Here is a 21858-nt window from a genome sequence, read left to right on the forward strand (position 1 = left end):
GAATCTCGCAATGATTCACACAATTCGTCATGTCACACAAGTTAACATGTTCATTTTGTTTTCCTCGACAATATAGGTTTCAAGTCCCAATTATTGATTATACAACCAGTGGTTAATAAAATCTAGATTGCTCTATGTTAATTTTATGACACTTGTCGCGTCACAAAACGCTAGATTAGAAGGTTAAATAACTTTGGATCTTTGTTGATCTCGATATAGCCATAATCCTTGCGAGATAGACGCTCAATGAGTCCTTCGTAATCGTCTTTATTTTTCAGCTCGATCCCTACCAAGGCTGGTGCATCATCACGATTATTCTTCTTCGTATACTCGAAACGCGTGATGTCGTCTGAAGGTCCTAATACTTCCTCCAGAAATTCACGCAGAGCTCCTGCACGTTGCGGGAAATTCAAAATGAAGTAATGCTTCAATCCTTCATATACAAGGGATCTCTCTTTGATCTGCTGCATCCGATCGATATCATTATTCCCGCCGCTGATGATGCATACGACGTTCTTTCCGCGAATTTGTTCGCGATAGGCATCCAGTGCAGCCACCGGCAGGGCCCCCGCAGGCTCAATCACAATCGCATTACTATTGTAGAGTTCTAAAATGGTTGTACATTCTTTGCCTGAAGGAATAATGACGATATCCTCCAGCTTTTCTTTGCAAATGTCAAACGTCATCTCGCCTACCTGTGCTACGGCTGCCCCGTCCACAAACTTCTCAATCGATGGCAGCTTCACTACGCTTCCCTGCTTCAGTGCTTCCGTCATGCTAGCCGCACCCTCCGGCTCTGCGCCAATGATCCGCGTTCGAGGGGACACACTCGCTACATAGGTAGCTACTCCGGCAGCCAGTCCACCTCCGCCAATCGTGGCAAAGATGAAATCCGGCGTTTCTGGCATCTGATTCATGATCTCCAGCCCGACTGTCCCTTGTCCAGCAATTGTACGCACATCATCGAACGGGTGGATAAACACCTTATTCTCCTTCAGGCAATAGGCCTTAGCTTGGGTCGAAGAATCATCGAAGGAATCGCCAACGAGGATGACCTCCACGAAAGAGCCTCCGAACAGCTTCACTTGCGAAATCTTCTGACGCGGTGTCGTTGTCGGCATGAAGATTTTGCCCTCAATCCCTAGCTGCTTACAGGAATAAGCCACGCCCTGCGCATGGTTCCCTGCGCTCGCACAAACAACACCCGCGGCGCGTTCCTCTTCCGTTAAGCTCTGGATCACATTGTAAGCTCCGCGAATTTTGAACGAACGCACGATTTGCATATCTTCACGTTTGAGATAAACGTTACATTCATACTGGCTGGAGAGCAGCTCATTGCGTTGCAACGGCGACGGTTCGATCACCCTGCTGAGCACATGATTGGCTCTAATAATATCTTCCAAACCCACTTTACCAGATACAACCATCTTCCCAACACCCTTTCTTTTTTACAGCTTCGAATAAGTTTTATCATGTATTGTATCATATGTGATGCGTTATGTACGCAAATATCGTGGGTAGTAATCCTCGAATAAACAAAGCCGCCCCTCGAAGTCAATTGACCTTGAGGAGCGGCTCCTTTATACGTCCAAGCTTACGGATTAATGACCAATCATCATCGGAACTTCAGCCGTATTCTCGGAATCGCCTTCCAGCTTCTTAGGCTTCTGCAGCATCAAACCAAGCAGACCGCCAAGAATAGCGATACCGAGCAAAATGAGGAACGTATATCCGAATGCAGAAGCATATAAGCCTACATCTGGCTTTTGTGCGCCTGACTCAACCATCAAATCCTTAAATTTCGTACTGAAAATCGTCATTAAGATCGCAATGGCGAAGGACATCATGACTTGCTGCGCCGCGTTCGTCAAAGACGTTACACGACCAACCAAGTTCTGCGGCGCTGATTGAATCAAGTGATTATTCAGCGGCATCATGAAGAGTCCCATACCCGCTCCTAGAAGCGTAAGCGGCAGCATAACCGTGCCTACCCCTGAATCACCAGAAATATTGGAAAGCAAGAATGCCGAAATAGTTGTTAGCACCATTCCCGCTACGACGAGCGGACGGGAACCAAAACGATCAGACAGCTTACCGCCAATTGGCATGAACAAACCGGAAGCCAAAGCTTGCGGAAGCATGATCAACCCCGTTTTAAATGGGCTGTATCCATGTGCTTGTTGCAAGAATAGTGGTACAAGGAACATCGTACCGAACATGGCAATCTGTGAAATCCATTGTACGATAATCCCTTTGGTGAAGTTTCCTGAACGGAATACGCGAAGCTCCAAGAGCGGATTCTTCTGTCTCAATTCAACAATAATAAATAGAATAAGTGCTACTACACCGACTCCTGAACCGATCAGCGTATCAGCATCTGTCCATGTGGATTTCCCTGTTATTGGATCAATACCACCATTGGAAACACCGTAAACAAGTGCCGCGAAAGCTAGAGGTCCTAACAGCATACCCAGCAAATCAAGGGAAGCAACGCTCTGACGCTGCATATTTGGCAATGTACGAATACCTAAAATAATGCCAATAACGCCGATAGGCAGATTAATAAGGAAGATCCACTGCCAGCTATGATACTCAACTAACCAACCAGCAACAACTGGACCAAGAGCTGGACCTAGTAAGATTGGAATCCCCATCATACCCATGACGGCCCCAACTTTGCCTGGTGGAGATAAACGATAAATGAAGGCCATGGCAATCGGCACAACCACACCGCCGCCTAAACCTTGAATAACACGGTAAGCAATCAACATTTCAACCGAGTTCGCTAGTGCACAAAGACCGGAGCCAATTGTGAAGAGACCTACGGAAATTAGGAAAATTTTCTTGGCACCGAAGCGATCCGATAACCAGCCTGCTAACGGAATAACCGCGGCTTGTGCCAATGCGTAACCAATAACCGTCCATTGAACAAGTGATAAGTTCAACAATTTGAATTCTTCTTGCAGCTTAGGAAGGGCAACGTTTACTGCTGTTCCGTCCAAAATAACCATGAAAATACCAATTACAATCGCTACCAGCGGCCCCAATATGCTGCGCATTGAAAATGGAGCTTCCGTTTCTTTCGATGTTGCTTGTGAAGACATGTAATCCCTCCATCCGATTAATTGCTCTCTCTTGTCTATCGTTGACCGCATATAGTATACCCTGTACAATACAATAGTGGCAGACGTATACGAACATCAATAACTTATGTTGTAAACGGACAGATGTCCGTTTACATTCATGATGCTAACAGAAATTTCGTTTCTTTGTCAATACGAACACAATAAATTCACATCTAACGAGGTGGTTATAGATGTCCATTCGTCATGAACGCAAGGACGCCATGGAAAATCGCCAATTAATACTCCAAACCGCCAAACAACTCTTTCATGATTATGGCGTTCAATCGGTCAGCATGCATCAAATTGCCAAAACAGCAGGTATTGGACAAGCAACCCTCTATCGCAGATATGCGGATAAAGGCGACCTGTGCTTCGATATCCTTCAACAATATGGGAAGCAATTTATTAATGAGATTATGATGTACCTCGACAAATATAAGCTAGCCGCACCCATTGATCGACTAACGGGCATTTTGGAGCTATGGATTGATGAAATTGAAGAAAAAGCTGAGCTCATCGTAGCCATGTCAACCAAGCTTGATGTGAACTGCGAGGATGGCCGCAACTTCTTCCTATCTCCGATCTACCATTTCATCCGCGATAAATTGTCAGAGCTTATCGTACAATCTCTTGGACCTGAACAAGGTCAGCAAGCGGAGCCAGATTTTGCAGCCCATACGATCATTTGCTCACTTTCGCCGATCGGCTACTTTCATATCAAGAACGAGAAAGCCTATACGAAAGAGCATATGAAGGCGCATTATCGTCAGTTGATCTGCTTACTTTTCAAGAAAACCTAACGGCATAACAAAGACCTCTCAATGTTGGATTGAGAGGTCTTTATCGTTTTTACTGATGTCGGCTCAAGATAGATTAATAGTAATACCGCGGCTTCTCCTGCAGCTCCGATCTCGTCTGCAAGAAACGGTAGAACGCGCTGGCTGCCTGTGCTTTCGTTACTTCTTCCTGCGGCGCAAAGTAACCATCGCTGAGTGTCATAATATTCAAGCCTACGACAATAGCGGCATCACCCACGTGCTCCAGCTTCGCAGCATCTGCGAATTGGCTATTAAATACGCCGTCAAATTTCGTTAGACTGTGATAACCCAGCGCTTTCACGATCAATTGCGCCATCGCTTCACGATCCATCGTCGCTTCCGGATTAAATTCTTTCCCTACATCAAGCAGCCCGCGGTCAACCGCATTTTCAACATAGGCAAAATATTTGGAACCATTGCCCACATCCGCGAAGGAAGCCGCTCGATCAGCTCCGTAATAGATGCCGCCGTTGCCGCCGTTCATGGCGATGACAAGCATTTTTACCAACTCACCGCGCTTAATCGTTTGATCAGGATTCACTTTACCGTCCTTCACATCCAAGGCTTGATAATCAAGCATCAGTTGAAGTTCATTTTGTGCCCAGTGTTTATCAATATCACTCACGATGACCTTATCTAAGGAGATGACTTCGCCGGATTGCGCACTGCGCCATTGACCGGAGACGGCATCTAGAAGGAAGCTCTCGCGATTCGAATTTTTGGAAATAAGGGAATATACAAGCTTCGCTTTCGCTTCCCCTTTGGCATTCACCGCAGCTGACATAGGAATCTCCCCTGCAGCCATCATTACGCGGTATTTCTCAATTGGCATTGGGCCGTAGTATCCATTACCCTCCAATACATAGCCAAGCTTCACATCGAACTGCGCCAGCCACAGATCCTTTGCCTTATCGATCGAAATGACCTCAGGCTTCTGTGCAGGATACGCCACATCGCTTAGGGATACATAATAGTTCAAGATGCCTCCTGTTACACGGTCGATGCTGACCCGCACCTCTTCATTGCCCACGGCAACACCGTCAATAACACGTTTGTAGCTAATTTCCCAAGTACGCATCTGCTTCAGCATATCCTCGGAGTAATCTTTCTGAACACTCAGCACAAGCTGATCCGTAGAAGCAGGAAGCTGCGCTTTGACGAAGTCCGTGCTTTTGGCAATCGCATCGTCCAACGCAATTTTACCCTCGATCGGCTTGTCGTTTTCACTGCTATAAGGCACGTAGAAATTGAAATTGATGATAGCTCCAGTTTTACTATTCACAGTTGCCCAAACGTTACTTCCCGCAATCATTTTCCCACTGGCTGATGTATCCGTCGTTGACTTGCTCCAACTCATATTCCAGTTCGAGGATGTCTCGCCTGTTTCAGGATTTTTTGATTCATTATAGTTAGCTTCTTGCAGCTTGTAGTCAGAGGATAGATTAAACGTCGATACAACTTTCTTAACCGCCTCTTCCTTCGTCAAATTCAAGGTAGCTGGCGGATTCGTTCCCAACGGCTTATCGGTTAAAGGCTTATTACCGCCAATCAAGCTAGTAGTCGGATTCCACACCTCTCCTGTCACAGCATCCACAGCAAATCCATTCATCATATAGGCAATAATCGGAATTCGCTTCCCTTGGGTGTTATACGGAATGGAATACTGCAAGGAAAGCTCGGCTTTCTCACGTAATAGCTGGGCCGCCTTTTCCTTCGAAATCGGCGTGCTCGTTTGATCAAAAATCACAGTATCATCCCAATTGTAACCATAGCTCGTAATCTGACCGTCACCATTGACGTTGACATTGAGGCCATTGCCTGAGAAAGGAATCCCTCCTACAGAACGATCATAGCGGATATTATATAGATAATTGCCGTCAAGCGGGGTGCGGAACGCTTTTTCTACCGATTCATCGTAGATAAGCTCCTTCTGCTTCTCCGGGTTTACTTTGGCAACGAATGCAGCAGCTAGCTCCTTCGCAGCTTGAAAATCCACCTTAGGCGGATACGATGGCTTATGATCAGGATCATTGTCATTCATGTTGTAAGACACCAACGTTCCATCCAGGCCATTAATGGAGATATTGGCGTAGCCATAGATGCGATCCTTCACCTTTTTCGTATAGTTAATGTTCCAGGTAGGAATATTCTTGCCATTCACCCCATAATACGCGTTTAAACTAATCGACTGGAATGTATACTCCGCGGGCAGTGTTATGTATGTTTTTGCGTGTTCTAGCGCTTGTTCTTTAGTAATTTTGGCATCGAGCGTCGGGGTATCAACTTGACCTGGGAAGGCAGGCGATGACATGGCGGCCGTTCCTGAACCGGATGCAGATTCCGCCCATACCCCTGTTGGGGCAACTGAGAGCAGCAGTGTCGAAGCGATTACCATCGTGCCTGCTTGTTTTAATAATTTCAAAGTCATCTTCCTCCTTAGTGTTCTCCATACAACATCTGGAGCTACGGACTGGCAGCTGCTTGGACGTATCCAATTGCCATATATTACTTGACGGAGAATTTTGGAAAAAGGTTGCAATTGTTAAAGATAATTTTAACAAAAAAAACACATGCTCGAACATCCCCTTGCGCGAATGATCCTGCATGTGTTGATTTGAAATTAGGAAGCTACTGATCGGAATTGGCCTTCTCCTGGCTAAGCGTCTGCATCAAATCTTTTAACTCTCCTTGCGTCAAATCCCGCCATTTCCCAACCTTCAAGGAGCCTAAATGAATATGCATAATGCGCACACGCTGCAGCCTCACAACGCGATATCCGAACGCTTCGCACATACGGCGAATTTGCCTATTCAGTCCTTGTGTCAAAATAATCCGAAACACCCGCTCATTCACCTGAACAATTTCGCATGGTTTCGTCATCGTGCCTAGAATGCGCACCCCGCTAGCCATACCTCGTAGGAACATCTGGGTGATCGGACGATTCACCGTTACGATATATTCCTTATCATGATTGTTCTCCGCACGGAGAATCTGATTCACAATATCCCCGTTATTCGTCAGCAGGATGAGCCCTTCCGAGTCCTTGTCCAATCGGCCGATGGGAAAAATCCGCTCCGAATGTCCCACGAAATCCACAATATTTCCGCGTATATGCGCTTCCGTCGTGCTGGTGATACCCACAGGCTTATTGAGGGCAATGTATACGTGCTCTTTCTTCTCACCAATCGCACGCCCGTCGACCTTTACCACATCTCCAGGACCTACGACACTACCCAGCCCAGCAATTTCACCATTGATCGTTACACGCCGCGCCTCAACCCACTTATCCGCCTCACGTCTGGAGCATACGCCGGTTTCACTAATATACTTGTTAATTCTCATGCCCCTGAAATTCCCTTCTATCCCGTCTTCATTCGAGTTCAATACCTTCTATTATGCTGGATTCCGCGCGGCGGTTCAAGTCGCCCCTGTGAACAGTCCAAGGAATACTAGCACCTTCGATATCTCTCTATCAAAAAATGACATAAACCGACTGGTAGATTCATCCACACCAAATCTCAGAATCTAGCATTGATTACTATAGAAGGAGGGGATGACCAATGAGCGCAAAAAAAGCAAGAATCGTAAAAGCTGTATCCACACCACAAAAAGCGAATCGTAAAACAGATCTAGGTAATGGGTTCCGACGTTTCTTCTACTATCGTACGATCTCGCCGAACACTTATCTTACCTTCACGTTCCGAGGCGGGGCTTATAAACCGGTAAGCGGCGGATTTTTTATCTCCAATCAAAACACCTTAATCGCTTATGCAACTAGCTTCTACAACCAAACCGACACTGATTATGTAATCACCGTATACAACCCTACTCTCTTCACACGTGCGATCTCCTTTACAATAGTAGCTAAGCTGTAAGCAGTGAACACAAGGCTTCCCCGTCCTCTAGGACGGAAACGTAAAAAGCGTGTAAGAAACTAAGACGACCCCCCTTATGCCTGTGACGGAGTGGCGGGTCTTTCTACTTCCTGGGTTTTGTTTGTTATACTAATTAAAAAGATTACATATCGAAGGAGAACGTTAATGCACTTTCTACTATTAGGAGCAACGGGCCGTGTGGGGCAGCGTGTTCTAGCACAGGCTTTGCAGGATGGACACGAAGTAACCGCTATCGTGCGGAGTCTTGATAAAATAACCCTGCGTTCCGACCGACTCACCTTGCTGCAAGGCGATGCTTGTTCCGCAGCAGATCTGGAGCGCGCCATGACTGGCGTAGGCACAGTAGTGAGCTGCCTTGGCACCGATGGCGGCACGGTGCTGACCATTGCTACGCCTCTGCTCATCGGGGCGATGAAGGCTGCTGGCGTGAGCCGCGTGGTCACCGTCGGCACCGCTGGCATTCTGCAGAGCCGGGAGCACCCGGGTCTGCTGCGCTTTCAGGCGCCGGACACGCGGCGCTCCTCGACACGCGCAGCCGAGGAGCACCGCAAGGCGTGGGCGCTGCTCGCCGCATCGGGACTGAGTTGGACGGTAGTGTGTCCAACGTATTTGCCCGACGGCGAGGCGCAAGGTCAGTTCCGCGCGGAGCGCGAGTACTTGCCGGACGGCGGGACGTCCATCTCCGTCGGCGACACCGCGGCGTTCACCTACCGCGTCGCGGTGGAGGGCACGTACGTGGGTTGCCGCGTGGGGTTGGCGTATTAGTGGCGACGCTGGATTGCGTGAGCGCTAGCAAATAACGTTACGCCACAACGCTATTCATCTTTAATGGACGATCAACTGCACAATAACGTTACGTGATAACGCTAATCGCTCCTAAGTCGAAGCTTCCTGCGTATTTCAACAATTTAGCGTTATTCCATCACTTTATTGCAAGTAGAAATGAGAAAAAGCCCGAGATAAGATGATGCCATCACCTTAATCTCGGGCTTTTATCCGTGCGTGTCTAACTTGAGGATGAACGCTAATTCAGCGCCATCCGTTTTTTCATGATTAGTTGTTGCGTCTTCTAGACAACTCTCTCATATTCAGGCCTGACACGACGATTCCACCGAAGCGGAATACGTAACCAAGCAAAGGAATGAGACTTAAGAAGGCCAAAGCAATGTTGATGATGGTTTTCAGCGTAGTCCCATTGCCCGTTAAGATGGCAAATACCAGATTAACGAAGACCAATGGAATCACCCACGCGCATGACCAAGCATACACGAATGGGATTAACCCCAGTAAATACCCCACTGCAATCGCAATTTCGGATAACAGCTGCAGCAGGTTTAAAAGACGAATTGTATCTGAGCGCATAAACTCTCCTCCAATTTCACACAAGTATGAATTGGTTCTATTGTAGCATATCGGAAAGTCGGAGTCGTTAGCCTTTTGTCGAGATTCATCCTCGACCAGCGACCTAGTCATTGCGCCCAGTCAATCCGCCTACAAGCTGCTCGGCACCGCGTCTTCCGCAGCCGCAGCAATTTCCGGATGTCCAGCCTGCAGCTGGTACATCTGGTAGTACCGCCCGAGGAGCCCCATGAGCTCCTCATGTGTGCCACGCTCGACAATCTCGCCGTGGTCGAGCACAAGAATTAAGTCGGCGCTGCGAATCGTCGACAGTCTATGGGCAATGATGAAGGTGGTCCGCCCCTTCTTCAACACATCGAGCGCGGCCTGAATGATGGCCTCGGTCTCCGTATCGATGGAAGCGGTCGCCTCATCGAGGATCAAGATCGCCGGGTCGAACGCCAGCGCCCGGGCAAAAGAGATCAGTTGCCGCTGCCCAGCCGACAGCGTGCTGCCCTTCTCGATGACGGGCTCATCGAGGCCGTGCGGCAGCGCACCAAACATTTCCGCTGCGCCAACCTCGCGCAGCGCCGCCTCCACCCGTTCCCGGGTGATGGACGGATCGTCCAAGGATACATTGGACGCAATCGTCCCCGTGAACAGGAACGGATCCTGCAGCACGATGCCCATGTGCTGGCGAAGCTGCTGCTTCGATAGCTCGCGAATATCGCGGCCATCCACCGTGATGCGGCCTTTGCTGACCTCATAGAAGCGGAAAAGGAGGTTCAGGATGGAGCTTTTGCCTGAGCCGGTGTGCCCGACAAGTGCAACCGTCTGCCCTTGTTTGGCCTCGAAGGAGATGTCTTTCAGCACATCCTCCCCTTCTTTGTAGGCGAAGCGAACGTGCTCGAAGCTCACGTGGCCTTTGTAGCGGTCCGCTTTTTCAGCCACAACATCCACGCCCTGCTCATCCAATAGCTCAAATACACGATCCGCCGACACGAGCGCACGCTCTAAATTCGGCAGCTGATTCACGATACCTACCATCGGATGGAACATCCGGTTGAGGTAATCGACGAAAGCGTAGAGCACACCAACGGTGATTAATGCATTTAGTGAACTGCCGCCCACGTACCAGATCAAGCCGAAGAAGAACAGGTTCCGCACCACGTTCATTAAGTTATGAGAGGTTAAGGAGTTCAGGCTGAGCAGCTTATTTTGGTACCGTGTATATTCCTCGTTCAGAATTTCAAATTCTTCGGTTGTTTCCTTTTGCCGGCGAAAAGCACGAATGATGGTCATCCCTTGAATTGCCTCATTGATCATGCCGTTGATGGCGCTAATGCGCTCGCGAATTTCATGATTGATCGTGGAAGCGTACTTCCGATAGACAATAATCCATGCCACCAACAGCGGGATCACAGGCAGCGTGAAGAGAGCTAAGCGGTAGTCTAATATGAAAATAGCAGCGATGATACCCACAATATAGATCGTACCTGTAAAAAAGTTCGCCAATACCTGCACATACAAATCCCGTACAGATTCGGTGTCATTGGTGATGCGTGAGACGATTTTACCTGCAGGCTGATTATCAAAATAGTTGATCGGTAGCCGTTGAATTTGTGCGAACACGTCCCTGCGCATACGCTGAATGATGCGGTTCGCCGCAGATTGCAGTAGAAATTTCTGCCCGTACGTAAAGCCCGCTCCTACAAAAATTAAGATCACATAGAACCCCGCGAGCGTCATTAAATTCGCCCATTGCGGTTTATAAAAATTGTAAAGCTCCTGCGCGCTCAGACGCTTCACCGCGTATTCGGCTTGCTTCCCATCTTGTGTGACGAGCAGCTTGCTATCGTCCGTTAGCTTACGAACACCATCCCATGGGAGGGCCTGATCTAACCAGACGAACTTGCCTCCTACTTGTAAAATACGAACCTCTTTCCCTTTCGGCTCGCCTTCCGCGAAGTTATCACTCCGCTTATAAAAAGTTGACTCAAACGCCACTGCCTTCTCACTCTTTGTCGCAGATTGGGTCTCAAACCACGGCTTCTCGATGCCGAGAATGTGATTGTCGATCATGTGCTTCGCAATGAACGGTCCCGCCAGCTCAGTCGCGACGGCCAAGGATAAAAATACCAGGGCAATGAGCAAGGTTTGCTTGAATCTAGCCGCGTATTGGAACAACCGTTTCCCGGTTTGTTTGGTTGATTTTGATTTTGATTTCGTTTTCGTTTGTTGCATCAGGAGTCTCACCTACTTTTCTTTTGTATCTTTATATTTAAGGTTTTGATTCGCCAGTCGTCTACTTTATCCCACCGTCTGCTCTTCCAGCTGCTGCCGGTCATACTGCTCTTTATACCAGCCGCCACGCTCAAGCAGCTCCTCATGTGTACCTTCTTCGATGATATAGCCCTCATCCAGCACAACAATCCAATCGGCATGCTGCACGGCGGAGAGTCTGTGCGTGGTAATTAGGGTAGTTTTGCCAGCGCGTTCGGAGCGAATGCCGCGAATGATCTCGGCCTCGGTCTTCGCGTCCACCGCAGAAAGAGCATCGTCGAGTAGGAGTATCTCCGGATCGACGTACAGCGCACGCGCGATGGATACGCGCTGCTTCTGACCGCCGGATAAGGCGACGCCTTTTTCCCCGACGAGTGTTTGCAGACCTTCCGGCAGGAACTCGACGTCCTTGCGGAATGCGGCGAGATCAAGCGCGCGCATAAGCTCTTCTTCGGTGCCTTGCCCCTTGCCGAACATGATGTTTTCGCGCACGCTTTTGGAGAAAAGAATCGGCTCCTGCGGCACATAACCGATCCAACCATGCAGCGTGTCGATTGCGATCTGTTCGATTGACGTATTTGTAATCGTGATGGCGCCTTGACCGACAGGGTACTCCCGAAGCAGCTGCTTCAGCAGGGTTGTTTTGCCGCTGCCTGTTCGGCCGACAATGCCGAGCGTCTGTCCGCGTTCTAAGTGGAACGTCATGCCCACCAAATTATCAATGGATGAGGACGGATAACGGAAGGTTACCTTTTCGAAATTGATGGAATCCGGCTTCAGCTGCGTCGCAGCGTTCGGCACTTCTTTGACATCTGGCTTGTAGCCAAGGGTTTCATTGACACGATCTAGCGATGCATTTCCGCGCTGCATAATGTTCATCAGCTCGCCAATCGCAAACATCGGCCAGATCAGCATACCCAAGAAGGTGTTGAAGGACACCAGTTCTCCGAGCGTCAGCTCACTGTGGAACACGAGGAAGCCTCCGTAACAAAGTCCAATGAGGTAGGAAATGCCTACGAGAATTTTGACCGTTGGTTCAAAAAGAGCGTCAATGACCGCCACGGCGATATTTTTCCGATAAACGTCGTCCGTCATCGTCGCGAAATTGTGTTCACTTGCTTTCTCCTGTACAAACGCCCGAATCACCCGAACACCTGCAATGGTTTCCAGTACGCGGTCGTTCATTTGACCAAAGGCATCCTGAGCAAGAATGAATCTCTCATGGATGCGCCCCCCATAGATCGTAATCGCGACAGCCATAATCGGAAGCGGCAAAATCGAGGCCAATGTCAGCTTCCAGCTAATGAAGAACCCCATCATGCTAAGAATCGTTAACATGAACAACGTGGAGTCCACGAAGGTTAGAATCCCGAACCCCGCTGTCGTCGACACCGCCTGCAAATCGTTCGTGGCTCTCGCCATAAGGTCGCCTGTGCGGTTGCGCTCATAGAACGTTGGCGTCATTTTCAGGAGCTGCCGCATGAATCGGGAGCGCAGCACGCGCTCCAATACAAAGGCGCCGCCGAACAACTGATATAACCAGACATAAGACAGCCCGTAACCAGCTACAATGAGTACGCCCCAAAACACAAGTAATTGAACCATTTTGGCCCCAGTTAATGTGCCCATGTGTATCCCATCAATCGCATAACCAATCAGCTTCGGCGGCATGACATCGATAATTCCTACGATGATGAGTAGCCCGATGGCGAGACTGTAGCGTTTCCAGTTCATTTTGAAAAACCAAGCTAATTTTTTTAATACCGTAAACATGTGTAAGTTCACTCCTCTCAAATGGTGCTTTTGCATAGGCTCGCATAGACACCTAAAGACGCAAAAAGACATACCGCACGCAGCGATATGCCTTCTATGAAACAGAAAAGCGCTCGTTACGAACATCTTCGTAACCCGCGCTTCTTAGACTTAACGTATAGGAAGGGGTGCTTAGCAGCCGAGCATGCAAATCAGATGCTCGGGCCAGTCAGCGGGTTACCATCTATGAAATTAGGTTGGACGTATGTCCGCTTATGATGTGCGTTAACAACAATAACCATAATATCCATGGTGAAACCCCCTTTTGCGTTTTATGAGTTGGGCACGTTAGGTGCCTCTTAACATTTCCAAAAGATGTCTATTCGATCCTTACAGGGTGATCTTACCATCCCTCTTCTGAATGTGTCAATCGGAGAAAAAGACTATAACGCAACTATCAGAGCCCGATATTTCCGATGTCTATACTCGTGATGAGAAGGCTTTCAAATGTCACACATGTTTCATAATCAACGCGCATATTGATAGATTAGGAGTTCATCGCGCCTCAAAGGAGTGAATGTACATGGTCGATCAAGTGTTTGCATTAATGGGATGGATTGTGGGATTCGGAACGATTATAGGCGGTGTTATTACAGCTACAGCTAGGTTTGTCTCAAAGGACTCAACAGCGTATGACATGGTTTTCGTATGGGACAACCGGTATACGTTGGAGGAGTTAGAGTTGGAGTTAAAATAAAAGAGGGAGGGTGTCCCAAAGCCATGTGGCGGGGACCCTCTCTCTTTCAGTTCATACAGTTGTTAAACCTGCAAAAGTGCAAACGTACAACCTTTTTTATCGATATAGCTTTTCCATCTGAAATGCTTGCAAAAGTGCAACCATTTCTGCCCAAATTATCATTTGGGTACCCTTTTGGTCCTAAAAGATGCACTTTCGCACTAATTTATCGATGTTTAGCCATTTACCCCAAAAATAAGTGTACTATAGCATTTTTGACCATTTACACTAACAAAGAATAAAGGAGCTAAGCGCATACACGCACTTAGCTCTTTTCCATTACTTAGCTTGCAACTCCTGCGGCGCAGTCAGCACATCGCGTTTTTCAAATTCGGCAATAACCTTGAATTGGTCACCATCAATGTCTATCGTGAGCGTGCCGCCTTGCAGTTCAACGATGCTCTTGGCAATCGCGAGGCCGAGGCCGGAGCCTTCCGTTCCGCGAGACTGGTCGCCGCGTTTGAAGCGTTCGAACAGCTCCTCTACACCATAATTGAGCTCGTGGAGCGAGATATTCTGAATGACGAGGATGATGCGCTCTTTATTTTCCGTCAACGTGACGTAAACCCGTGTTCCCGGAAGGGCATATTTCAAGGCGTTGCCGATGAGATTCTCGAAGACGCGCCATGTTTTCTTGCCATCCAGCAAGGCATACATGTGCGGGCTTTGCACATTCACTCGGAAGCTCAGCGTGGATGCCTCGATTTTGTCGCTGAACTCTGCCAAAGCCTGTGTCAGCAGGGCGGAGACGTCGACTTTTTCCCAGTAAAGCTCCGTTGCTCCGCTTGCCATCTTCGATGCCTCGAAGAGATCCTCGATGAGTACCTTGAGCCGCTGCGTTTTCCGATCGAGCACCTCGAGGTAGTGGGTGGATTGGTCAGCGGACAAACCTTCCTTTTTGAGCAAATCAACATAATTAATTATGGAAGTTAACGGTGTTTTCAAATCATGTGAAACATTCGTAATCAGCTCTGTTTTCAGACGATCACTGACACGTTGTTTCTCCAACGAAAGCTGCAGGCCGTACTTCATATTGTTAATGTTCATCGCCATGCGGGAGAGCTGCCCTTTTCCTTTGGCAGGGAGGGTCACATCAAAGTTGCCTTGCGACATTTGTTCCACGCCTTTGATAATGGCACGAAGCTGCTTAACTTTTCGCATCATATAAGGCAGTACCACGAGTAGGAACATGATGTACCAGGCGAACGTGAAGACGATAATCGCCTCTTCTCCAGTAGAAGCAACCACAATGATGGGCAGGAAGCCCATGATAGCGATAATCGCCATAAAGACCAACAGTTTGAAGCGTAAACCTCTCTGCTCAAGGGTATCTTTCGTGGTTTGCCAGAAGGACGCCGTTAGACTGCTGCTCCACTCTTTGGAGAGCTCTTCTGGATGTATAAGCAATGCGAAAGCACCACGAAGGCCACTGCTCACAATGATAAGCAAAGCGGAAGCAATGATAACGATACTTATTTGATATAAGCTGACATATGTCGGCGACCAGTAATAGAGCTCACATTCCATCAGGATACCAAACAGCGCAATTGTCGCGATGAAAGTCGTCCAAGCCCGAACATCGACCGGAAAGCGTTCCCTTACCGCCGTTTGGATATGGTTTAGCGTCATGTCATCAGCCCGATATTTCCTTGCCAAGTAGGTTAGCGCGATTGTGAGAACCACAAGTGCTGCGAGCAAGTAAACCGTTGCTGTCGCTTGCTGATTCTTGGACTGGTAAGTGAGATAATCCGCTTGAATAATGCCCGAGCCTTGCGATGGGTTTAAAATGTAGTACGTAGCATTGACCTGATCATAATTCATTGGGTACGACATTCTGTTCTGTTCATCGATTTTGGGTAATGTCAGTGTATACATGAATGCTTGTTGATCCCGTAATTTTTGCAACGCCTCAGGCGCGATATTGCTATAGGTTTCACCAGTTTTCAAGTTTTTCACGACGTAATAAAGCGATTTTAGACGGTTATCCAGATTCGTCTTGGCTGTCATGAATTGCTTTTGCTTAGCCGTGATTGCTGTCTTAAGATTTTGTTGAAAAGTCGCTTCCTTCTCCTTATTCAACTCCGCAATTTTCGTATCTCTTTCAGTTTCCAGTCGATCTACTTCTGCATTGTCATTACGATTTCGAGCAATATTGATACGCGATCCGTACTTCTCCTGCAAATTGTTGAAGCGATCTTGTACGGTCCGCTCCGCTTCACGCTTCACGTTATAATATTCATTATTGCCAAGCTGTTCTTCCGGCGTTTTCTCGCTAAAATGCGGAGCCTCCAAATGATACAGCTGAATGTTCTGATAGACGGAGTTCATTTCCCTGGCGAATGCCCCGCTTTTGAAATAAGCGTCCTCACCGAAGTACACGCTGTTCTTATAGACATTCGTTGCTGCGAATAATGTCAATGTCCACATGACAAAAACACTGACAAGCAGCACCAGTGAGAGTGATTTACTTCTCCATTTTATAGCCAACACCCCACACCACCTTCAAATATTTAGGATCTTTCGGATTGATTTCGATTTTCTCGCGTATTCTGCGCACATGCACAGCCACGGTATTCTCGGCGCCAAAGGCATGATCTTTCCACACCTTTTCATAAATGTCATCGATGGAGAAAACGCGGCCTTTATTCACCATCAACAGCTCCAAAATTTTGAATTCTGTTGGGGTCATGCGCACTTCCTCGCCATCGACCGTGACTTCCTTAGTAACTTGATTGAGCACAAGGCCGCGGACACTCAATTCCTCGCTTTCCACCTTTTCTGTACCAAAGGGTCCTAACGTTGTGTAGCGTCTTAACTGCGACTTCACTCTAGCGATCAGCTCCAGCGGATTGAATGGCTTCGATAAATAATCGTCAGCACCGACATTGAGGCCCACAATTTTATCCGTATCCTCCGTTTTGGCGGAAAGCATGAGAATCGGGACATTACATTTCTCTCTAATCTTGAATGTCGCTTGAATCCCGTCCATCTGCGGCATCATAATATCCAGGATGATCAAATGGATCTCCTTTTCTTCCAGCACACGCAGCGCTTCCAGACCGTTGTTCGCTTTGCTGACTTCCATTCCTTCGCCTTTCAAATAAATCTCAATCGCTTCCTGAATGTCGATATCGTCATCGACGACAAGCACCTGGTATTTCGTCACGTCCACGCACCCTTTTTTCTTAATCTCACATCAACCCACCGTACTTGCCTAATGATAATTGACACTAGTTACAAAATTGCTATTAAAATTCTTACGAAATTATGAAGACAAGACTGACAAGCTATTCGTCTCTTTAGTGTAGCACGGAAGTACCCGTTTCATCATAATGTCTGTATAAGCAGAAAGCGTTAAGAAACGCAAAAAAGCCGTTTCCGCTGTAGCTGTGAACTACGGGATACGGCCTTTCTACCTAATTGCCTTCATGTCAAAATGTGTTTATTCCAAATTTCCCAGCCGTGCCTTATCCTCGTCCAAGGATTCCATGGCTTGCTGCACAGCAGGGCTATCGGATTGGAGACTTGCCTGGGCTACGGCATTTTCGGCCTTGGAAATGGCATTCTCGGCTTCTTCCGTCGTTTGAGCTGTAGGGTGAGATAGTGCATGATTTACGGCTTGATGAACGTTATCGACGGAATTTTGTGCGGATGAGATCGGATTCTGCGATTGTAAGCTTGAGTCAACCTTTGTCATAGCGTGGTCCTTACCTCCTGATGCGTTATGCATTACCTCTGCTAGGATGAGGAATATGAAGGTATTTTATTCGCAGCTTGCTCGCTTTCCCATGTGACAACCCTAGAATAAGCTCATGAGAAGTGTTATTTGGCTGGTGCAGGAGAAGCCTGGCCACCCTGTTGCTGCTGCGCTGGGCCTCTCTGTCCTTGGCCGCCCTGAGGTCCGCCATTTCCGCCAGTGCCACCTTGCATCCCTGGGCCACCGCCGCCAGGTCCACCCTGCATCATGCCAGGACCGCCTTGCATATCACGGTGTACCATTTTGCCGCCAAGATGTCCTGTATAGCTAACGAGAACCACAACGACAAGAGAAGCAACTAGGAAGATCAGGTTGCGACCCAGCTCAAGCTTTTTCCACACCAGCAATCCAACACGCACAGCGGCTAAAATAATAGCAGCAAACATCGTTAGCTTTGCGTAAAATTCATGGGAGCTAACTAACGTATTCCGTGATTCCGGCCCCGTCAAAACACCGGCAATCGCGCCAAGCGCCCCGACAACAAGGCAAAGCATACCTGCGGAATGCCACTCCTTCTTTTTAAGAATAAGAGCCGCAACATCGAAAACAAAACTAAAAATCAATAACGCAATCGGAACGTGTGTGAATATAAAATGTAGATTTTTCAGTATGTAGTCCATGTTATTCTCTCCTTCGTATCGTAAAAAATAGTTACACTACAAATTGTAGTGTTAGAGGGTAAAGTTGTCAATTCTTTTCAGACAAGCCCTATCTGAGGATACGAAAAAGAAAAAGAAAAAGAGGCTTATTCACATAAGCCCCATTACTAATATGAAAATAAGTGCAGATATCGCCAATCGAATTAATGGCCAGCGCAAGGTCACCTGCCTCTGCGGGTCCAAAATATGCTGTATACGCACATTCATCGACGTCTCAGCAAAAGAAGCATGTGAGAGCGGAAACCGCGGCTTCGTTGTTTGCTTGAGCAGCTTAAGCAGCGCACTGCCTAAGTCCGTGGCTTGTTCCATCCGTTCGATGGCATACTTATCAGCGCGGAGTTCGATCATCATGGGATATTTGTAAGCAATCCACCCAAAAATAGGGATATACCGCATCGACTTCGAGATCAGCGCAAGCAAGAAAATAGCCGCAGGATCTCGGTGCTACATATGGCATTTCTCATGCTCAATCACGGCGCGAAGCTCATTAGGCTCCAGCATGTCCATGAGTCCCGTCGATACGAGGATACGCGGCTTCCATAGCCCGATTGTCATAGCAAGAGGTGCTTTGTCTCGAACGATTTGGAGCTGCTGAGATGTAAGCTCGAAGTTCGCCGCATATGCTGCGGAGAGGGCAGTGTCACGATATTTCTTCACGAGCTTATTCGCCTTGACGACATCATAGCCATGCTTGACGGCGAGCCAAACCATCATCCCCATCGTGTAGAGGATCAATAAGTTCACCAAGGTCATCGGTATCGGCCCAGGCACGTGCAGATATTGAAAAAGAATCATACACAAATCAAATAGATTGCGAGAGGGTCGTAAGTGAAATAAATGCCCAAGAAGGAAGGCTACCATCTGCCATACAATCGTGCCTCCGATCACCAGTGCAGCCGCGTACAGCCATTTGAACCGCGATTCTGTCATCGTTATCGATCCTTTTTTAGAAGATGAATGTGCTTCTCCAACTGGTCAAGCAGCTCAGGATCAACTTTATCGAGCGCATCAACCATATGGGTAACCGCTAATGAGCCAAATTGTTCAATGAGGTCGTATGTCAGCTCTTTGGATTGCGTTTCCATGAACTCGTCGATCGTCACAACTGGCTTATAGTGAAACGACCGTGCAACCGAGTGCTTCTGTAAAATCTTTTTGTCCACTAGACGGTTCATCACCGTCATCACGGTATTGAAATTGATCGCTTTGTCTGCGTCAAGCTTCTGTTGGACGTCTTTGATCGTCATTTCCGAAGGGCTGGTCCAGAGAATCTCCATGATTTTGGACTCTAGCGGTCCGAAAAAGCGATTAAGTCCGCTTTCCTTTAATTTAAAGTTTTGCATTTTCACCTTTGGCACACTCCTTACACTATAGATTGTAGTGTGGCGATAGGCCGGAAGTCAAGAATCTACGCATTGCGTGAGGAAAACCTTTTGACATCTGGGGCAAAAGGCGATATACTACTTACATAAAGTAAGTTGTTAAATAATATATAGTTAAGGAGTGATTCACATGAGTATTCATATATATCCGGCTAATGAACAAGGCGTAGGTGCATTTGATGGCGGCAAATTCGTTGAACAACGGGCGATCAGCTTCCCTGGCGAAAAGACAGCTGTAGACCGTGTCGGCCCTTTATTCTACTGGGCTTGGGGCAAAGCATCCGATGTATCGGAAATCGGCATGCACCCGCACAAAGCGTTCGAGATCGTTACGTACGTGATCGACGGGCTCGTGGAGCACCGCGATTCCCTCGGTTCCTTGGAAACCGTGACGAACGGCGGCGCTCAAGTGATTCAGGCGGGCTCGGGTGTTTACCATTCCGAGGCTTTCCGCAGAGCGGGCAGTGAGGCGATGCAGATTTGGTTCGAGCCTCATTTGAGCGAGACCGTGAAGAAGCCAGCCACGTACAACCAGTACAATCATGAACAGTTTCCCGTTAATGAGCAGGCTGGCGCTACGCTGAAAGCCGTGATCGGCGGGGACGCCCCTATCCAGCTCGATACCGATGTACGGATGTACGACTGGGAGTTTGAGCCTGGCGCAGCATTCAGTTACGATTTGGAGCTGGGACGCAGGCTCGCATTCCTGGTGATTCGCGGGGAGGGGGCAGGCGCCGTTGCCGCGGTGGGGCAAGGGCAAGAAAAAGATCAAGAGCAAGAGCGGAAGACCCTGTCCCACAAGGATTTTGTTGTGGTGCAAACGACAGGAGAAGGCGAAGCGCTTAACCTGCGTGCAGGCAATGAGCAAGGCCTACGGATCATTGCCATCGACGTGCCGGAGAATCCAGGGTACGCACTGTATCGGAAGTAAATCTCCGTCTCTAGCTGCACCTCCCAATCCATATGGATGGGGGGTGTTTTGTTGGGTCTACTTTCCCCAACCAGCCAGCCCTTGCCCACCGAATAACTGGGTTTCTCCATCTAAACACCCTTCTATGAAATCAGATCAAATTACATGTACTCTTTCCATTTAATCCCATAATCTACCTTCCTTTTATGGAAGAAAGCAAATTGACACTTTCGTCATGCATCTTGTATGATCAAAGAAATTATATTGATAACGATAATCATTATTATAAACTGGAGCGTGCTGACGATGCCCATCGAAACGAACGTCGATTTCTCGCTAGTTGAAATGTACTTTCATATTTCGCCAAAAGGAATGAAAGAACCCCTCCTGCACATCCCTGGACGGCAGCTTTTAGATGGACCGACGATGCTGGACATCCTGCAGCAAGGGCAAACGTTGCTCCGCGGCAAAGGATTGGACATCTCTGCGTCGTACTTGGGATTGACGCTGTTCAACCTAGTGGCTACAATCCAGCTATTCCTTGCCCAGTATAATCAATGGTTACATTTCGAATTAGACAATATTGCACTTGAAATCGAGAATCATGGCGACCATGCGCATGTTGGATATAAAATTGTAAATCTGGAGTGGAAAGAAGTTCCAACGGAAGATCGTGATCTTTTCATTGAATTGGAGATGCGCAAGCTATTCTCCAACCTCATCACACCAGTGATTACAGTCATCGCTGAACAAGCGAAAGTGAATCAAGCCATGATTTGGAACCAATTTGCGGCGCGAATGACGTTCGTTCGTGACTATGTGATGGAAAATGACCCGCGCCCCCAGGTTCGCGATCAGTTCACTGCTGATTATGAGGTGTTGACGAAGCAGTTGACGGCGGACGTTTTTGGCCGCAAGGTCCATCCCTTCGTCCATGAGCCGAAGTACATAGACAGCCCTTACCAAGAAGGCAAGAAAATTCTAATGCGCTCCTCTTGTTGCATGTACTACCGCCGCGAAGAAGGAACAAAGTGCTTCAGTTGCCCAATCCTCAAGGAGTCACAGCGCGAGGAAATGTTCATTGAGATCAAAAATAAGCAAGCTACTGCTGGTTAAGTAAAAGATCAAAGCCCCCGAGAGCC

The 21858-nt window shown here is 47.9% G+C and carries 20 protein-coding genes; 6 read left to right on the top strand and 14 right to left on the bottom strand.

Going from position 1 to position 21858, the window contains the following annotated elements; translation table 11 throughout:
- Positions 1–170: 170 nt before the first annotated feature.
- Entirely contained in the window at positions 171–1427 is a 1257-nt protein-coding gene (gene ilvA, locus AC58QO_RS19365) for a threonine ammonia-lyase IlvA (protein ID WP_497268366.1), read from the bottom strand.
- A gap of 174 nt (positions 1428–1601) precedes the next feature.
- Positions 1602–3104, bottom strand: coding sequence for a DHA2 family efflux MFS transporter permease subunit (locus tag AC58QO_RS19370; protein ID WP_497268368.1), 1503 nt, complete (start codon positions 3102–3104; stop codon positions 1602–1604).
- Between the two features lie 212 nt (positions 3105–3316).
- Between AC58QO_RS19370 and AC58QO_RS19375 the strand changes: the two genes are divergently transcribed.
- Complete coding sequence (locus AC58QO_RS19375) at positions 3317–3925, top strand: TetR/AcrR family transcriptional regulator (RefSeq protein ID WP_497268370.1); 609 nt, start codon at positions 3317–3319, stop codon at positions 3923–3925.
- Between the two features lie 73 nt (positions 3926–3998).
- On the opposite strand, the gene AC58QO_RS19380 is transcribed toward AC58QO_RS19375, so the two are convergent.
- Both AC58QO_RS19380 and rluF read right to left on the bottom strand, forming a co-directional pair.
- Positions 3999–6365, bottom strand: a complete 2367-nt coding sequence (locus AC58QO_RS19380; protein WP_497268372.1) for a YcdB/YcdC domain-containing protein — start codon at positions 6363–6365, stop codon at positions 3999–4001.
- A 206-nt stretch (positions 6366–6571) separates the two neighbouring features.
- Positions 6572–7285 carry a 23S rRNA pseudouridine(2604) synthase RluF gene (gene rluF, locus AC58QO_RS19385; RefSeq protein ID WP_497268373.1) on the bottom strand — a complete coding sequence of 238 codons (714 nt, stop codon included), beginning with the start codon at positions 7283–7285 and terminating at the stop codon, positions 6572–6574.
- Positions 7286–7503: 218 nt separating this feature from the next.
- Between rluF and AC58QO_RS19390 the strand changes: the two genes are divergently transcribed.
- Together AC58QO_RS19390 and AC58QO_RS19395 are read left to right on the top strand one after the other, a co-directional pair.
- Positions 7504–7818: a hypothetical protein gene (locus tag AC58QO_RS19390; protein ID WP_497268375.1), complete on the top strand. Its 315-nt coding sequence runs from the start codon at positions 7504–7506 to the stop codon at positions 7816–7818.
- Between the two features lie 165 nt (positions 7819–7983).
- Positions 7984–8604, top strand: a complete 621-nt coding sequence (locus AC58QO_RS19395) for an NAD(P)-dependent oxidoreductase (protein WP_497268377.1) — start codon at positions 7984–7986, stop codon at positions 8602–8604.
- Between the two features lie 288 nt (positions 8605–8892).
- Here AC58QO_RS19395 and AC58QO_RS19400 read toward each other — a convergent pair whose 3' ends face one another.
- The 3 genes from AC58QO_RS19400 to AC58QO_RS19410 all read right to left on the bottom strand — a co-directional run bounded on the left by AC58QO_RS19400 (position 8893) and on the right by AC58QO_RS19410 (position 13233).
- A complete protein-coding gene (locus AC58QO_RS19400; protein WP_497268379.1) occupies positions 8893–9201 on the bottom strand; it encodes a hypothetical protein in 309 nt (102 codons plus the stop codon).
- A 129-nt stretch (positions 9202–9330) separates the two neighbouring features.
- A complete protein-coding gene (locus AC58QO_RS19405; protein ID WP_497268380.1) occupies positions 9331–11421 on the bottom strand; it encodes an ABC transporter ATP-binding protein in 2091 nt (696 codons plus the stop codon).
- A gap of 66 nt (positions 11422–11487) precedes the next feature.
- Entirely contained in the window at positions 11488–13233 is a 1746-nt protein-coding gene (locus AC58QO_RS19410) for an ABC transporter ATP-binding protein (RefSeq protein WP_497268382.1), read from the bottom strand.
- 562 nt (positions 13234–13795) lie between these two features.
- Here AC58QO_RS19410 and AC58QO_RS19415 point away from each other — a divergent pair.
- Positions 13796–13969: a hypothetical protein gene (locus tag AC58QO_RS19415; RefSeq protein WP_497268384.1), complete on the top strand. Its 174-nt coding sequence runs from the start codon at positions 13796–13798 to the stop codon at positions 13967–13969.
- 318 nt (positions 13970–14287) lie between these two features.
- Here AC58QO_RS19415 and AC58QO_RS19420 read toward each other — a convergent pair whose 3' ends face one another.
- The 7 genes from AC58QO_RS19420 to AC58QO_RS19450 all read right to left on the bottom strand — a co-directional run bounded on the left by AC58QO_RS19420 (position 14288) and on the right by AC58QO_RS19450 (position 19773).
- Positions 14288–16495 (bottom strand): sensor histidine kinase, encoded by a 2208-nt coding sequence (locus tag AC58QO_RS19420; RefSeq protein ID WP_497268386.1) that lies wholly within the window; start codon positions 16493–16495, stop codon positions 14288–14290.
- The gene (locus AC58QO_RS19425) at positions 16473–17174 is read right to left on the bottom strand and encodes a response regulator transcription factor (RefSeq protein WP_497268388.1); all 702 of its coding nucleotides are present in this window, start codon (positions 17172–17174) and stop codon (positions 16473–16475) included. Before AC58QO_RS19425 ends, AC58QO_RS19420 begins: the two co-directional genes overlap by 23 nt.
- A gap of 276 nt (positions 17175–17450) precedes the next feature.
- Complete coding sequence (locus AC58QO_RS19430) at positions 17451–17705, bottom strand: hypothetical protein (protein WP_497268390.1); 255 nt, start codon at positions 17703–17705, stop codon at positions 17451–17453.
- Positions 17706–17830: 125 nt separating this feature from the next.
- Entirely contained in the window at positions 17831–18385 is a 555-nt protein-coding gene (locus tag AC58QO_RS19435; protein ID WP_497268392.1) for a DUF2231 domain-containing protein, read from the bottom strand.
- Between the two features lie 129 nt (positions 18386–18514).
- Positions 18515–18844: a M48 family metalloprotease gene (locus tag AC58QO_RS19440; RefSeq protein WP_497268394.1), complete on the bottom strand. Its 330-nt coding sequence runs from the start codon at positions 18842–18844 to the stop codon at positions 18515–18517.
- A 24-nt stretch (positions 18845–18868) separates the two neighbouring features.
- A complete protein-coding gene (locus AC58QO_RS19445; protein WP_497268396.1) occupies positions 18869–19354 on the bottom strand; it encodes a M48 family metalloprotease in 486 nt (161 codons plus the stop codon).
- 2 nt (positions 19355–19356) lie between these two features.
- A complete protein-coding gene (locus AC58QO_RS19450; RefSeq protein WP_497268398.1) occupies positions 19357–19773 on the bottom strand; it encodes a BlaI/MecI/CopY family transcriptional regulator in 417 nt (138 codons plus the stop codon).
- Positions 19774–19936: 163 nt separating this feature from the next.
- Between AC58QO_RS19450 and AC58QO_RS19455 the strand changes: the two genes are divergently transcribed.
- A complete protein-coding gene (locus tag AC58QO_RS19455) occupies positions 19937–20737 on the top strand; it encodes a pirin family protein (RefSeq protein WP_497268400.1) in 801 nt (266 codons plus the stop codon).
- A gap of 285 nt (positions 20738–21022) precedes the next feature.
- Positions 21023–21832, top strand: a complete 810-nt coding sequence (locus tag AC58QO_RS19460) for a (2Fe-2S)-binding protein (RefSeq protein ID WP_497268402.1) — start codon at positions 21023–21025, stop codon at positions 21830–21832.
- The last annotated feature ends 26 nt before the right edge of the window (positions 21833–21858 follow it).

Source organism: Paenibacillus sp. J31R30, assembly GCF_059692115.1.